The organism is Ensifer sp. GW823-FHT05D09, assembly GCF_058795755.1.
This window is the reverse complement of the sequence record NZ_JBXAIA010000008.1, coordinates 106981-122108: the sequence shown is the minus strand read 5'-3', so window position 1 is coordinate 122108 and position 15128 is coordinate 106981. Positions and strand designations below refer to the sequence as shown.

Below are 15128 nucleotides of genomic sequence, written 5' to 3'. Positions count from 1 at the left end.
GTGAATATGGAAATCAAGGACGAGGACTACCGCGTTTGGTCCGAGGGCAACGACATCCACTTCGAGGGAACCATGCGGCTTCCCGGCACGGAAGCCTATGCCCCGATCTTCACCCTCGCCATGGGCGTGCTTGAGGCCGAGCCCGACCGCATGACGATCGACCTGGGGGAACTGCAGTTCCTGAACTCGTCGGGGATCAACCTACTCGCCAAGCTGACGATCGAGGCCCGCAACCGGCCGAACGTGCAATTGACGGTGCGTGGAACCTCCGAGATTCCGTGGCAGTCAAAGTCTTTGCCCAACCTCAAGAAGCTCCATCCCGGAATCGACCTCAGGCTGAACTGAAGCGACATTTGCCGAAAGCAGGCGCTTGCAGCGCAGCGAGCGCATCCGGAAGATTGCGATGCTTAGCTCCATCGTTTCTTGAAACGTCTGCATAATTTCGTCCCTGGACCGGAACCGGTCCAGGGACGAAATTGCGTTGCCACGCGACTTTGCCCCATGTTGCTTCATGTCATCCGGGGATCGGCTCGACGTTATCCGGACGCCGTCGTCGTCCAGACCCACGTTTTCCGCGTTAGTCGCCCGCGCCAACAACGTCGGAAGGTTTCATGCCGAACCTGCGACAGAAGATGCGGGAGAAATGACTGGCATTCGAATAGCCGACGCAATGTGCGATTTGGGTCACGCTCTGCTTGCCGGCAGCAAGCAACCGGTGCGCCGCCTGCAGCCGTTCCTCCTGCAGAAATGCGTAGACGGGCATGCCGTGAACCACGGGAAAACCCGCCTTTAACCGTTTCTGGGTCAGCCCGGCTTCCTGCGCCAGGCTTTCGATCGTCCACGGCCGCGGCAGATCGGCAAGCAGCAGGTCCCGCGCCCGCTGCAGCAGGCGGCGATCTCGCGTCTCGGCTGCGGATACCGTGGACTTCTCTGCCTTCAACCCTTCAATCACGGCGGCGATGATGTCGAGGCAACGCGCCTCGATCGCCAGGTCCTCGTCCGCCTTCATGCCGCTCTCGAACAGGCTCCTGGCAGCGGCCGTAACCTTCGGCGCAAGCGGCAGCAGGCCGACCCAGGTGTCGTTGCCGGACATGGCATGCAGGCTGTGCCCGTCGTCGAGCCGCGCAATCGTACCACTCGGGTCGAGCCTGGCCCACAGTGCCATATCGACGCGGATGTCCATGCCCTTGAAGCGTGCCCCGATCGGCACGTCGTAAAGCCCCTCGGCACCACGCCCGGCCACCATCACGTAGATGCGCCCAGGGCGGTAGGGGACGGCGCCAATCGTCGCACCCTCCGCATCGAGTAACCAGCCTCGGCCCGACGCCTTGAACAGGATGTCGATGGCGACACAGGGCTCGGTCACGAACTTGCCGGAAAAATCGTCGCCGACGACGATATCGAACAAGGAGACGGTGAGCCCGGGTCTGGCGCCTAGGATCTTATAGGCGCCCTCGGTGAGGGTGCGGACATCCCCCGCCCCTGTCGGGTTCGGTCCGAGAACGACGATCTCGGTCTGATCGGATTGCGCCAGCGCTCTCTGCTCGACTGTCAGCGTCATTGCCGCCTCCGGGGCTGCCTCTGAAAATAAAGGGACCGATCACACTATCGGAGAACCTGATCACAATAGTCAAGTTTATCGGATGCGTCTAGCAGAGAGCCGACAAAGCTCAACGCGGAATCGAAATACTCATGACTTCAGGTCCCATGGCGGCAACATCCCGAGCAGCGAGCTGGCTGGTGCTCGGCCTGCTTGCCGGTCTTTACGCAGCGCAATCCGTCACTGGCAGCATGGTGCAGACGGCCCTGCCGGCGGTCTTCCGGGATGCCGGCATGGATCTGCAAAGCATCGGTTATCTCGCCCTGCTCTTTCTGCCCTGGGCGTTGAAGTTCCTCTGGGCGCCGCTCGTCGACCGGTTCCTCCACGAGCGGCTTTGGATCCTCTTGTGCCAAGGCTGCATCGTTCTCTGCTTCATCGCAGCATCGTTCCTTGACCCACGCGACAATCTTCCCGCCTTGGCCGTCGTGCTTTTCCTGATGGCGGTGTTTGCGGCAACGCAGGATATCGCGACCGATGCGCTGGCGGTCAAAGCGACGACGCCTGCGACCCGCGGCAGTGCCAGCGGTGCATCGACCGCAGGCGCCTATCTCGGTTTCCTGGTCGGCGGCGGGCTTTGGCTGACCGTCTATAGCCATGTCGGGTGGGGGTATTCGATGCTGGTCATGGCCGCGACCGTTGCCATGCTCAGCATTCCGGTGATCTCAGCAAAAAGCCTGGAAACGCAGGAAAGATCCGAGCGGATATCCCATCGTCCGAACCTGAAGGCAATCATCGCCAACCGCACCCTGGTGCGCGGGCTTGCGTTCATCCTCATTTATCAGACCGGCATCCGGCTCGGCTCGGCCATGCTCGGCCCTTTCCTTGTCGATCTCGGCCTCTCGCTCGATGCCATCGGCAGCGTCAAAGGGGTGGGCGCCACCATTGCCGGGCTCGTCACTGCGTCATTTGGGGCGTTGCTCGTCAGGCGCTTCGGTGCCGTGCGCGGCCTCGTTGCGACCGCTTGGCTGAACGCCGCCGTGATGCTGTCTCTCCTGGCGCTTGCCCTGATGGGCATGCGCGACCCCCTCCCGATCATCGTGCTTATGACGCTGCAGGCGGCAGCCGTCGCGCTGTCCTTTGTCGTCCTTTATGCCGCGATGATGGACTGGTGCGCGCCGGAGCAGGTGGCGACAGACTACGCCGCCCTGCAAAGCGTCGATGCCATCATTGCCATCGCCGGCTCGGCGCTGGCCGGCCTGCTCGGGCAATCCTTCGGCTACGGCGCGATCTTCGGTCTTTCGGCGGCAGCCATCCTCGCCGCCATAAGCCTCATTGGGCGCCTCGTCGGCAGAAATGTGTACTCCCATTCATTCGACCATACTCAAAAGGAGGCCACTCCATGAACCGGCAGCATCTCGCGGGCGTTTCCCTGATCGCTCTGATCGCAACGTCGATACCCGCCACGGCCCAGGAGCCGATAGACACGACCTTGCTCGAACCGATCGTCGTCACTTCGGGAAAGCGCAGCGAGGACCTGTTTCTGCTGCCATCCGCGATTGATGTGGCAACGCCAAAGGACCTGCAGATGAGGAATGTCACCAGCGTGGCCGATCTCGACAAGGTCTTTGCTGATCTCAACATTCGGTCGCGCTCGAGCCGGGCTTATGCAAACTTCACCATTCGTGGCCAGGCCTCGCTTGATTTCTACAATCCGAGCACGCAGGTCTATGTCGATGGCATACCGCAGGACATGTACAATATGTCCCGGACGCTGCCGGCGGCGCTCGAAAGCGTCGAGTTGCTCTATGGCCCTCAAGGCACGCTCTATGGCCGCGGCGCCATCGGCGGGGTGATCAACATCGTCACCCGCAAGCCCGACGACACCTTTCGCTTTGAAAGTTCCGGCGCGCTTCACACCGAAGGCGGCGACGCCCGGTTGCTGGTCAACGCGCCGATCATTGATGGAACGCTGTTCGGCGAGGCTGCATTGACGGTGAAGCGCCAGCAGGACAGCTACACCACCTTGTTTACCGGCGAAGACGTCGGCGGCACCAAGGACGTCAACGGCCAGATACGGCTTCGCTATGCGCCGGAAGGAAGCCCGCTCGACGTGACAGTTGCGGCCGGTCGCGGCCACGTCTCCTCGACGGAAGAGTATTTCGTCATGGAATCGATGATCGATCAGCGCCTGGCGCTGCCTATCCCGTCGGAATACGATCTCGATACCGAATATGCCAATATCAACGCCAGCTACGATCTCGGGGAGGCGACGATCACGTCGCTGTCCGGATACCAGTGGAGCGATTTCGACCGCACCGTTTTCGGGACCTACACGCCGGAGAAACAGACGACCTGGAGCCAGGAGCTGCGGATCGCGTCCAACGCCGATGGCGGCAACGCGATCGACTATGTCGCCGGCGCCTATCTGCAGCAGATTGATTTCCACCGCCAGGTGCCGATCGCCGGCCAGACATCACAGCAGAAGATTAGCTCCTATGCGCTCTTCGGCGACCTGACCTGGCATGCGACCGACCGGCTCGACATATCGCCCGGCCTTCGCTTCGACTACGAACGCGCCGCGGCCAGGGCGATAGGCGGCATCACGCTCGAAGGCGACAACAGCTTCACCGCCCTTTCACCGAAACTCGCCGTCGCTTACGCCCTGGACGACTCCTGGCGGGTCTATGCGCTCTACAGCACCGGCTTCAAGGCGGGCGGCTTTACCCGCAATGTGACGGCGGCAAACATCGCCTATACCTACGATCCGCAGCACACCTATAACGGTGAAGCCGGCGTGAAGTACCGGTCCGAAGACGGACGGCTCGAGGCCCAGCTGTCCGCCTATCACAACATTACCAAGGACTATCAGATGTTCGTCGGCGTCCAGCCGCTGCAATATCTGCAGAATGTCGGCGAGGTCACCTCCAGCGGTATCGACCTCAAGATCCGCAGCATGCCGACCGACAATCTCGCCGTCACCGCGGTACTCGGCTACAACAGGACGCGCTTCACCGACTACGCCAACCCGGTGACACCCGGCCTCGATCTCACCGGCAACCGCGTGCCCTATGCGCCGGCGCTCACCGCCAATCTCACACTCGATTACACAGTCGAGCTGGAAAACGGCAAAGGCGCGCTCATTCCCTATGCCGGCGTCACCTATACCGGAACATCCTATTTCGACGAGACAAACACCATCGGCCAGAAGGCCTATGCGCTTGTCGACGTCGGCATGGAGTGGAAGGCCAACGAAACGGTGGCAGCAGAAGTCTTCGTCAACAATCTCTTCGACAAGACCTACACCACCTACGGCTTCAACGCCGGCGCGCCCTACGGCAACGTCTACCAGCTCGGCACCGGTCGCACGATCGGCGGCCGCCTCAACGTGACCTTCTGAGGATTTCGCGATGCGCATTCTGATCGTCGGCGCCGGACCTGCCGGCCTGACCCTTGCCGCCTGCCTGATCCGGCGCGGCATCCGGCCCATCCTGGTCGACAGGGCCGGCGAGGACCGCACCGGCGGCTATTCAATCGGCCTCCATGCCAGCGGCTGGGCCGTTGCCGAACGGCTCGGCCTGATCGAGGCGTTCAAGCGGCATTCCATGCCGCTGGGCCTTGCCCGCCACCATGACAGCAGCGGCCGGCCGCAATTTTCCTACGACTACAGGACGCTCGCGGCCGCCTCAGGCGGTCGCCTGATGGCGATCATGCGCGACCGTTTCCAGGAGGTGCTTCGTGCCGACATCGGTGATGGAACCTCCATTCGCTATGACACGACGGTCACCGAGCTTGTCGAGCGCGATGGTGCCGTGCACGTTGCCTTCTCAGATGGCAGCAGCGGCACATTCGACATCGTCGTCGGGGCGGACGGTTATCGCAGCGGCGTCCGGCAGCAACTGTTCGGGCCGCACGAGGCGTTTCTGCGTCCGCTCGGCTACCGAGCCAGCGCCTGGCGGGTGAGGCTCGATCGGCCGCTTGGGGCGAGCTTCGTCGGCATGATGAACGTCGACCATCAGGGCGGACTCTACGATATCGGCGACGGTACGGCGGCAACGCTGTTCTGTTGGCGCGATCCGGCGACCGATCGGCTCACGCCGGAAGACCGACTGAAAGTTCTGCAGCGTCACTTCGGCACTTGGCCCGACCCGGTTGCTTCTGCGCTCCAGTCCGCCATCGATTGGGATCGCGCCTTCTTCGATACGGTCGCGCAGATCGAGATGCCATCCTGGTCGAAAGGCCGGGTGGTGTTACTGGGTGATTCCGCCTGGTGCCTGACCTTCCTGGCCGGCCAGGGCACATCGATGGCGATGGCCGGCGCCCATATCCTCGCTGGCGAACTGACAACGAAACCGCATTCCGAAGCCTTCGCCAGCTACGAGCGCCGGCTGCGGCCGCATGTCTCGCAGATGCAGGCCGTTTCGCGGAAAATCGGCGGGCATTATGTGCCGACCAGCAGGCTCGGAATGAGAATCCAGTCCTATATCCTGCCGCTGATGCTGTCGCGCCCGCTTGCCGGCCTGACCATGCGCCGGCTGATGGCAAAGCCAGTAGCCGTCGACTGAGACCGATGGCGAGTGCGGCTGCCCGCGGCAGATCACAAGATTTCGATTTTACTCCTGTTCGGGTCGCCCCTAGGCTTCTCCCGGTTCAAACCGTACCGGGAGGAAATGCCATGAAACGCAGGCTTGTACTTGTCGCGGCCGCTCTGGTCTGCTCCGCCGTCGGGGCCTACGCCCAGGACACATCGATGAGCTTCTTCGTCACCAGCGCAAATCCGGGCAAGGGCGGCGATCTTGGCGGCCTTGCCGGCGCCGATACCTACTGCAACACGCTGGCCTCGGCGAGCGGCTCCACGGGCAAGACCTGGAAGGCCTACCTCTCCACCGATACGGAAAACGCCAAGGACCGTATCGGGGCCGGCCCCTGGTACAATGCCAAGGGCGAGAAGATCGCCGACGATGTCGCTTCGCTGCACAGCGACAAGAACAACCTGACGAAGCAGACCGCGCTCAACGAGAAGGGCGAAGTGATCAACGGCCGCGGCGATAAGCCGAACCGGCACGATATCCTCACCGGCTCCAAGGCCGACGGCACGGCCGCGCCGGAGACCTGCGGCAACTGGACGCTCAGCGGAACGGACGGTGCGGCGATCGTCGGCCACAGCGATCGCACGGGTCTCAACGACAGTGCCGAGGCCAAATCGTGGAATGCATCGCACGCGACGCGCGGCGGCTGCACCCAGGAAGCCTTCAAGGGCACGGGCGGCGACGGGCTCTTTTACTGCTTCGCCGCGAATTGACGGGAACACCGCGGCAGGGCCGTCGTGGCTGCGAGGTCCACGACGGCCCTGCCATGCATCGATGATCCGCCGGCACATGTCACGAGCGGAGGCGACCACCTGCGCAACTGCGACCAGCGCCATGTCCGGCGACGGGCGGCCAGATCATCCCGGCTACGTTTGATGATCGCATGGTGTCCGTTGGGTGCCCACGCGCGCCGGCTACCGGAGGCTGAGCCCACCATTGCGCGCCATCGAGAACTTCATTCGTCCAGTGCCTCCCACATCGGCTGAAACCGCCTTGATAATGGAATGAATGTTTGATCTATTCAAAAATCAGAACATACATTCTTCGAGCTTTACCTGTACGCTCGGATCAAGGGAGAGGACTGAGATGAAGAGATTTCTGATTTCCGCCGCCGTTTGCGCGCTCACGGCAACGACGGCGCACGCCGAGAACATCGGCATCGCGATTGCCCGTTCCGACAGCGCCTTTCTGACGATCCTGCGCAGCGGCATGGAGAGCCGCGCGGCCGAACTCGACAAGGTTACAGTGCAGGTCGAAGATGCACAGAACGACCCGAGCCGGCAGCTCGATCAGGTGCAGAACCTGATCTCTGCTGGCGTCGACGCTATCGTCGTCGTTGCGGTTGACGGCGACGGCACGCCGGCCATCACCAAGCTGGCAACCGAAGCCAAGATCCCGGTCGTCTATGCGAACCATCCGCCTGCCGATGTCGACAGCCTGCCGGAAACCGCCGCCTTCGTCGGTTCCAACGAACTCGACTCCGGGACGATCCAGACGAAGGAAGTCTGCAAGTTGCTCGGCGGCAAGGGCGACCTCTTCGTCCTGATGGGCCCCCTCAACAACCATTCCTCGCTGACCCGCACCAAGGATATCCACGACGTCATCGCCAGTGACGATTGCAAGGGCATGAAGGTCATTGAAGAACAGAGCGCAAACTGGGATCGCCTCGAGGCTACCAACATCATGACCAATTGGCTGTCGGCGGGCACCAAGTTCGATGCCGTCATCGCCAACAACGACGAGATGGCAATCGGCGCAATCCAGGCGATGAAGTCCACAGGTGTCGACATGTCGAAGGTCGTCGTCGCCGGCATCGATGCGACGCCGGATGGCCTTGCCTCGATGTCGCAGGGCGATCTCGACGTGACGGTGTTCCAAAATGCCGTCGCCCAAGGAGCAGCAGCCATGGATGCGGCGGTAGCACTGGCACGCGGTGAAAAGACCGAGCGCCACATCTGGGTACCCTTTGAACTGGTGACGCCTGAGAACATGCAGGATTATGCAAAGGCCAACCAGTAAATCCGGGTTGAGCCCTGACGTCTCCAAGCCAGCCGAAGGCCATGGACAGGAATGTCCGTGGCCTATCTCTCCCATGACACTGGCACCTGCCGACCCTCCTCGCCGAACGACACCGCCGCGCGGGGTGGCGAGCATCATTCCATGTCAGGTCGGGGCCGTGTCCCGGTCGTTCGCGCCAACGCGCCGATCGTCGCCGCCCAGCATCTGCATGAGCGCAAGCTCGCTGCGAACGCCGCGCTGAAAGATCCGGATGAGCGAGGCGCCGAGTTGATCCGCCTCTTCGCTCTCCGGCTCCAGTTCGTTGCTGGAGCAGGCGTGTCGGAACACGCGCTGGAGCATTTTCAGTTGGTCTTCATCGATTGCCAGGTCCCGGAAGTACCGATCCATCTGACTCTGATCCTCCGTATCAAAGTAGGTTGAGATGACTTTTCAGATATTGGAACGGGCAGGGAAATTTTCCAGCGGGCAAAGCATTTCTCGGACGGCAAAGGCCATAAAGCTACGTCGTGATATTGACACCCTGGGTTGGCCGAAGATCGGACTGGAGGCGGGGCCGCGCTTCCGTCGGCAGGCATCCGTTCGCAGTCCTGTCCCTGCACAATATGGGCAAGCCCGGATCGGTGCATGGATCTGGCAAGATCGAGATGCGCGTCGATTTGTGAAACTCTCACGGCTCCACTTGACACGCTCAATATATCCATTAATCTGGATATATGGATAATGAAGAAGCCATCATCGCGCTTGCCGCCCTCGCCCAGTCGACCAGACTCGACGTCTTCAGGCTGCTGGTCAAACACGAACCCCACGGCCTTCCCGTCGGGGAGCTCGCGCGAACGGTCGAGGTGCCGCAAAACACGATGTCTGCCCATCTCGCAACGCTCTCGCGTGCGGGATTGGTGACTGGCGAGCGCCAGAGCAGATCGATCATCTATCGCGCCAATCTCGACGCATTGCGGGAACTGACAGTCTTCCTGGTCAAGGATTGCTGCGGTGGCAACGCCGACCTCTGCGCACCCTTGATTGCCGATCTCATGCCCTGCTGCAGCAGCGGGAGAGCAAGTCAGCCATGACAGCCAAACCCATCGACCAAGAAACGCTCTAGACGGACGCGCCATGACCAACCGCATCTATAACGTGCTCTTCCTGTGCACGGGCAATTCCGCTCGTTCCATTCTGGCCGAGGCCATCCTAAATCAGGAGGGCAAGGGTCGATTTCGGGGCTATTCGGCCGGCAGCCGGCCAAAGGGACAGGTAGACCCTCTCGCCCTTCGCGAACTGCAAACGCTCGGCTACGACGCGCAAGCGGCGACGTCAAAAAGCTGGGATGTCTTTGCGCAGCAGGACGCACCCCGGATGGACTTCATCTTCACCGTCTGCGACAGCGCCGCCGGCGAGGCCTGCCCGGTATGGATCGGCCATCCGATCACGGCACATTGGGGCATCGAAGATCCTGCAGCCGTCGAGGGAACAGAAATCGAAAAGGCACGCGCGTTCGCACAGGCAGCCCGCTTCCTCAAGAACCGCATCACTGCGTTCGTCAACCTCCCCATGCAATCAATCGACAGAATGGCGCTTGAACACCACCTGCATCAGATTGGCATGATGGAGGGAACGACCAACACTCATGCATGGCCCGCCTGACGATGTCGCTCTTCGAACGCACGCTCACCCTCTGGGTCTTTGGCTGTATTGTCGTCGGCATCGCACTTGGCCATCTCTTTCCGGACGTCTTCCAGGCGATCGGCGCAATGGAAATCGCCAAGGTCAATATCCCGGTTGCCCTCCTGATCTGGCTGATGGTCATCCCGATGCTGCTGAAGATCGACTTCCGCTCGCTTTCGAAGGTCGGCAGCTATTGGCGCGGCATCGGCGTGACCCTGTTCATCAACTGGGCCGTGAAGCCGTTCTCCATGGCGCTGCTCGGCTGGCTGTTCATCGGCTGGTTGTTCCGCCCGCTGCTTCCGGCCGACCAGATCGACGCCTATATCGCCGGCCTGATCATCCTTGCGGCCGCGCCCTGCACGGCAATGGTCTTTGTCTGGTCCAACCTGACGAAAGGCGAGCCGCACTTCACGCTGAGCCAGGTGGCACTCAACGATGCCATCATGATCGTCGCCTTTGCACCTGTTGTCGCGCTGTTGCTCGGGTTGTCGGCAATCACCGTGCCCTGGGACACGCTGATGATCTCCGTTGCCCTCTACATCTTGATCCCTGTTGCCGCGGCCCAGATCCTGCGACGGCGGCTGACGGCCGGGGGATCGACAGCAAGGCTCGACTGGCTGCAGGGCAAGCTCCAGCCATTGTCACTGGCAGCACTGCTTTCAACGCTGATCCTGCTGTTCGGCTTCCAGGGGGAACAGATCATTGCGCAACCGACGATAATCGCGTTGCTGGCGGTGCCGATCCTCATCCAGGTCTACTTCAATTCAGGCCTTGCATACGTCCTGAACCGGGCAGTCGGGGAAAAACACTGCATTGCCGGCCCTTCGGCTCTGATCGGCGCCTCCAATTTCTTCGAACTGGCGGTTGCAGCTGCGATCTCGCTGTTCGGCTTTCATTCCGGGGCGGCGCTCGCAACGGTGGTCGGCGTCCTTATCGAGGTACCCGTCATGCTGTCGGTGGTCTGGATCGTCAACCGCAGCAAGGACTGGTACGAGGCCAGCCCTGCCGTCGTCCGAAACACCAACCCTGAAAGGGCCTGACCATGGATGTCACCATCTACCACAACCCCATGTGCGGCACGTCGCGCAACACCCTGGCAATGATCCGCCACGCCGGCATCGAACCGACCGTCGTCGAGTATCTGCACACACCTCCGTCCAGGGAAACGCTTCAGCGGCTGATCGCGGCCGCCGGTCTCTCCGTGCGAGAAGCGGTGCGCGAGAAGGGCACACCCTATGCCGAACTCGTGCTCGACGATCCGTCTTTGTCGGATGAGCAACTGATCGACGCGATGATCGCGCATCCGGCGTTGATCAATCGACCATTCGTTGTCAGCCCGATGGGCACCCGCCTCTGCCGGCCCTCCGAAGCCGTGCTCGACATTCTGCCCGACACATTCAAGGGCGCCTTTGCCAAGGAAGACGGCGAGAAGCTGCTGGATGCGGAGGGAAAGCGCCTTGTCTGATCTGCCTGCAGCAAGCCTCGACCATCTCCGCCAGCCCGATTTCGCGGCGCTCCGCCCGTCCCTTTCGACGCACAAACCGCGCATCCTCATCCTCTACGGCTCGCTGCGGCCGGTCTCCTATAGCCGGCTGCTTGCCCATGAAGCCCGCCGCCTGCTCGAACATTTCGGCGCGGAGGTCCGCATCTTCGACCCGGAAGGACTTCCGCTTCCCGATGCCGCCCCCGTCAGCCACGAAAAGGTCCAGGAACTGCGCCGCCTGTCGGAATGGTCCGAGGGCCAGGTCTGGGTCAGCCCTGAGCGGCATGGCGCCATGACCGGCATCCTGAAGGCGCAGATCGACTGGATACCCCTGTCGCTCGGCTCGGTGCGGCCGACCCAGGGCAAGACCCTTGCCGTCATGGAAGTCTCCGGCGGCAGCCAGTCGTTCAACGCTGTCAACCAGATGCGCATTCTCGGGCGCTGGATGCGCATGATCACCATCCCGAACCAGTCTTCGGTCGCAAAAGCCTGGCAGGAATTCGACGCCGACGGACGAATGAAACCTTCCTCCTATTACGACCGTGTCGTCGATGTCTGCGAAGAGCTTGTCAAATTCACGCTTTTGACCCGCGATGCCTCGGCCTATCTGACCGATCGCTACAGCGAGCGTAAGGAAGATGCCGACAAACTGGAGCAACGCGTCTCGCTCAAGGCGATCTGAGATCATGGGAAGAGCATGATGACCGAGATGCGCTTCCCGCTCCCGGCCCTCATAGGGCTGGGCCTGACCCAGATCATCGGCTACGGAACGCTTTTCTACAGCTTCAGCGTTCTCGTCCCGGCGATCGCCACCGATTTCGGCTGGACCGAACAATGGGTGTTTGCGACGCTGTCCGGCGCGCTTCTCGTCGGGGGTCTCTTTGCGCCGATGGCCGGCCGATGGGCGGACCGGTTCGGTGCCGGGCGCGTTCTGTGCTTCGGATCGATCGCCGCGGCCGGCGCCTTGCTCGCCACGGCGATGGCGAACGAACGCCTGACCTTCGCAATCGCGCTCGTGGCAATGCAGGTGGCATCGACCTTCGTGCTCTATAGCACGGCATTCGTCGCGATCGTCCAGTTTGGCGGTTGCAATCCGCGGCGCACGATCACCCACCTCACGCTCATCGCCGGCTTCGCCTCAACGCTGTTCTGGCCGTTGACCGCGAGCCTTCACCAATCAATTTCATGGCGCGATATCTACATGCTGTTTGCGGCCATGAACCTCTTCCTTTGCTTGCCCATCCATCTGTGGCTCGCACACCTCCTCAAGGGGCCACGGCACGTCGTGGCTGTGCCGGTGGACACCCAGCCGTCCGAGCGGCCCGTCACGCCGCCCGCTCACGGAACCGCGCTTTTCACTTTGATGCTGCTCGGGTTTGCCCTTGAGGGCCTGGTTCTCTCTGCCGTTCTGATCCACATGGTACCCTTGACGGTCGAACTCGATCTGGGGTCGTCAGGTCTCCTGGTGGCCAGCCTGTTCGGCCCGGCGCAGGTGGCAAGTCGCCTCGTCAACATGCTCTTCGGCAAACAGATCACCCAGACCTCGCTTGCCGTCATCGCCGCATGCCTGTTGGTTCTCGGGCTTGTCGTCCTCACCGCTACGGCGCCATGGCTGCCGGGCGCGATCACCTTCGCCATCTTCTTCGGCATGGGATCGGGCCTGATCAGCATCGTCAGCGGCACCTTGCCGCTCGAGCTTTTCGGCAAGCACAATTACGGCGCGCGGCTTGGCTGGGTTACCGCCGCCAAGCAACTGTCGTCCGCCGCGGCACCGTTTTCGCTTGCTTCGGCCCTGGCCTGGCTCGGGGTGCTGCCTTCCTTATGGATAACCGTTGCAACAGGTGCCGCCGGAATACTCACCTTTGCTGCCATCGCCATGTTCAACCGCCGCGACCAGCTTCGAGCGTCAGAGGCGGGCAAGGGCCTGGTCGAGGTCTAGGCGCATCCCAGTATCTATTGGACCAACCAATCGACGCGGCGCGTTCACAGACGACTGTCGCAACGCGCCCGGGCTTTCGGCCGGCTGCCGTCGACTAGCACCTGACCTGAGCGGGCCCCATCAGCTGCTTCACGCTTTCCCAACCAGCAAAACCTCGCAAAATCTCCGCCGATCGCAACAAGGGAATCGACACAAGTCCGCTTGAGGGCGCATAGAAGGCGCTGGGGCCAGTCACCTGGGCTCCCTTGTTTTCGTCGCCGGTCCCGGCTGAAGCGTATGGGTCGGCGAAACCGTGATCCATTCTGAAGTGCCCCGATGATTTCATTTCCGACAGCAATCCAGCTTTCGTCTCACGTTTTGGCTGGCAACCCCATTCTTGATTGCAATGCGGGCCAGCAGTGACGGCATGACAGCGATCCCGACCGAGACGCAGGCCCAAGACGCCTCCTCCGCCCGCAATTCCCGTGTCGTCGCGCTGGTCGTTGCCATCGCCTTCTTCATGCAGATGCTCGACGGTACGATCGTCATTACCTCGCTGCCGCAGATGGCCGCGTCCTTCGGTGTGCAACCGGTCGCCATGAGCATCGGCATCACCGTCTACATGCTGACGATGGCGGCCTTCATTCCGCTCTCCGGCTGGCTTGGCGACCGCTTTGGCGCGCGCAATGTCTTCCTTGTCGCAATCGGCATTTTCACGCTCGCCTCGCTGTTTTGCGGCCTGTCAGGCAGCCTCGGCGAGTTCATCGCGGCACGTGCCGTGCAAGGCATCGGCGGCGCCCTTATGACGCCGGTCGGCCGGATCATCGTTTTGAAGAATGCTCGCAAATCGGAGCTTGTCGGCGCGGTCGCGCTCATCACCTGGCCGGCGCTGATCGCCCCGGTCGTCGGCCCGATCCTCGGCAGCGTGATCACCACGTGGCTGAGCTGGCACTGGAACTTTCTCATCAACATACCGATCGGCCTCATCGGCCTTGCGCTTGTGCTGCGCTTCGTGCCCGATCAGCGCGAGGAAGAGGCGCGCCGTCTCGACATCAAGGGCTTCATCCTATCATCAACCAGCCTTACTTTGGTGCTGGCCGGGCTCGAAGCCTTCGTGCACGGGACAATCAATGCCCTTGCAATCGGCCTGTTGCTGGCAGCGGGCACGATCATCGGCATCATGGCCACGTGTCACTTCAAGGTGATCACCGATCCGCTTCTCGATCTCTCTGCTCTCAAAATACAGACCTTTGCGATGTCGACGTTGTCGGCCGGCACCGCCTGCCGCATAGCCATCAACGCGACGCCGTTTCTGATCCCACTGCTCTTTCAGGTCGGCTTCGGCCTCAATCCGATCGAGACCGGAATTTATGTGCTCGCCTACTTCGCAGGAAATCTGGCGATGAAAACGGCGACCACGCCGTTGCTGCGGCGCTTCGGCTTCCGCTCGATCCTCGTCGGCAACGGGCTGCTGGCATCGCTGGCGATCGGCGCCTGTGCGGCGATTTCGACGGACACGCCCAAACTTCTGACGCTTCTGCTCTTGTTTGCCGCCGGGCTTTTCCGCTCGATGCAATTTACCGCGCTCAACACGCTTGGCTTTGCCGATATCTCTGCAACCCAGCGCAGCTCCGCATCGACGCTTTCGAGCATGCTCCAGCAAGTGGCGATGCTGATGGGCGTTGCTGTCGCGGCCGCCGTTCTCAACCTGTCTCAAGCCCTGCGCGGTGGAGAAACAGCAGTGTTGGCGGACTTCCGCTGGGCGTTTCTCGCGGTCGCGACGATCGGCACCCTCTCGGCCTTCCGGTTTCTGGGCCTGCCGCACGACGCAGGCGCCGAAGTTTCGGGACACAAATTCGTGCCGCGCAAATGATCCTGCCCGAGCGGTATCGGCCGTGGCCCGGAGGTCACTCCGATGCC

At 62.0% G+C, this 15128-nt stretch carries 15 protein-coding genes; 14 read left to right on the top strand and 1 reads right to left on the bottom strand.

Translation table 11 applies throughout. The annotated features are described in order from the left end of the window. Positions 1–6: 6 nt before the first annotated feature. Complete coding sequence (locus tag AC1Q80_RS21805) at positions 7–345, top strand: slr1659 superfamily regulator (RefSeq protein WP_077502623.1); 339 nt, start codon at positions 7–9, stop codon at positions 343–345. A gap of 232 nt (positions 346–577) precedes the next feature. On the opposite strand, the gene AC1Q80_RS21800 is transcribed toward AC1Q80_RS21805, so the two are convergent. Continuing rightward, positions 578–1561 (bottom strand): helix-turn-helix transcriptional regulator, encoded by a 984-nt coding sequence (locus tag AC1Q80_RS21800; RefSeq protein ID WP_492361813.1) that lies wholly within the window; start codon positions 1559–1561, stop codon positions 578–580. Between the two features lie 131 nt (positions 1562–1692). On the opposite strand from AC1Q80_RS21800, the gene AC1Q80_RS21795 reads away from it, so the two are divergent. The 13 genes from AC1Q80_RS21795 to AC1Q80_RS21735 all read left to right on the top strand — a co-directional run bounded on the left by AC1Q80_RS21795 (position 1693) and on the right by AC1Q80_RS21735 (position 15081). Next, a complete protein-coding gene (locus AC1Q80_RS21795; RefSeq protein ID WP_492361812.1) occupies positions 1693–2943 on the top strand; it encodes an MFS transporter in 1251 nt (416 codons plus the stop codon). Further along, positions 2940–4937: a TonB-dependent receptor gene (locus AC1Q80_RS21790; protein ID WP_492361811.1), complete on the top strand. Its 1998-nt coding sequence runs from the start codon at positions 2940–2942 to the stop codon at positions 4935–4937. Before AC1Q80_RS21795 ends, AC1Q80_RS21790 begins: the two co-directional genes overlap by 4 nt. Before the next feature lie 10 nt (positions 4938–4947). Next, on the top strand, positions 4948–6102 hold the full coding sequence (locus tag AC1Q80_RS21785; protein WP_492361810.1) for an FAD-dependent monooxygenase: 1155 nt from the start codon (positions 4948–4950) through the stop codon (positions 6100–6102). Between the two features lie 110 nt (positions 6103–6212). Beyond that, entirely contained in the window at positions 6213–6839 is a 627-nt protein-coding gene (locus AC1Q80_RS21780; protein ID WP_173423330.1) for a hypothetical protein, read from the top strand. A gap of 373 nt (positions 6840–7212) precedes the next feature. Next, positions 7213–8145: a substrate-binding domain-containing protein gene (locus AC1Q80_RS21775; RefSeq protein ID WP_492361809.1), complete on the top strand. Its 933-nt coding sequence runs from the start codon at positions 7213–7215 to the stop codon at positions 8143–8145. Positions 8146–8202: 57 nt separating this feature from the next. Continuing rightward, complete coding sequence (locus AC1Q80_RS21770; protein ID WP_492361808.1) at positions 8203–8565, top strand: hypothetical protein; 363 nt, start codon at positions 8203–8205, stop codon at positions 8563–8565. Between the two features lie 293 nt (positions 8566–8858). Further along, positions 8859–9215 (top strand): ArsR/SmtB family transcription factor, encoded by a 357-nt coding sequence (locus tag AC1Q80_RS21765; RefSeq protein WP_173423333.1) that lies wholly within the window; start codon positions 8859–8861, stop codon positions 9213–9215. A gap of 43 nt (positions 9216–9258) precedes the next feature. Then, positions 9259–9786 (top strand): arsenate reductase ArsC, encoded by a 528-nt coding sequence (locus AC1Q80_RS21760; protein ID WP_492361807.1) that lies wholly within the window; start codon positions 9259–9261, stop codon positions 9784–9786. 2 nt (positions 9787–9788) lie between these two features. Continuing rightward, positions 9789–10847 carry an ACR3 family arsenite efflux transporter gene (arsB, locus tag AC1Q80_RS21755; RefSeq protein ID WP_492361936.1) on the top strand — a complete coding sequence of 353 codons (1059 nt, stop codon included), beginning with the start codon at positions 9789–9791 and terminating at the stop codon, positions 10845–10847. Positions 10848–10849: 2 nt separating this feature from the next. Next, entirely contained in the window at positions 10850–11272 is a 423-nt protein-coding gene (gene arsC / locus AC1Q80_RS21750) for an arsenate reductase (glutaredoxin) (protein WP_492361806.1), read from the top strand. After that, entirely contained in the window at positions 11247–11972 is a 726-nt protein-coding gene (gene arsH, locus AC1Q80_RS21745; protein WP_492361805.1) for an arsenical resistance protein ArsH, read from the top strand. Before arsC ends, arsH begins: the two co-directional genes overlap by 26 nt. Positions 11973–11987: 15 nt before the next feature. Continuing rightward, a complete protein-coding gene (gene arsK / locus AC1Q80_RS21740) occupies positions 11988–13229 on the top strand; it encodes an arsenite efflux MFS transporter ArsK (protein WP_492361804.1) in 1242 nt (413 codons plus the stop codon). A 406-nt stretch (positions 13230–13635) separates the two neighbouring features. Next, positions 13636–15081, top strand: a complete 1446-nt coding sequence (locus tag AC1Q80_RS21735; RefSeq protein WP_492361803.1) for an MFS transporter — start codon at positions 13636–13638, stop codon at positions 15079–15081. Positions 15082–15128: the final 47 nt, after the last annotated feature.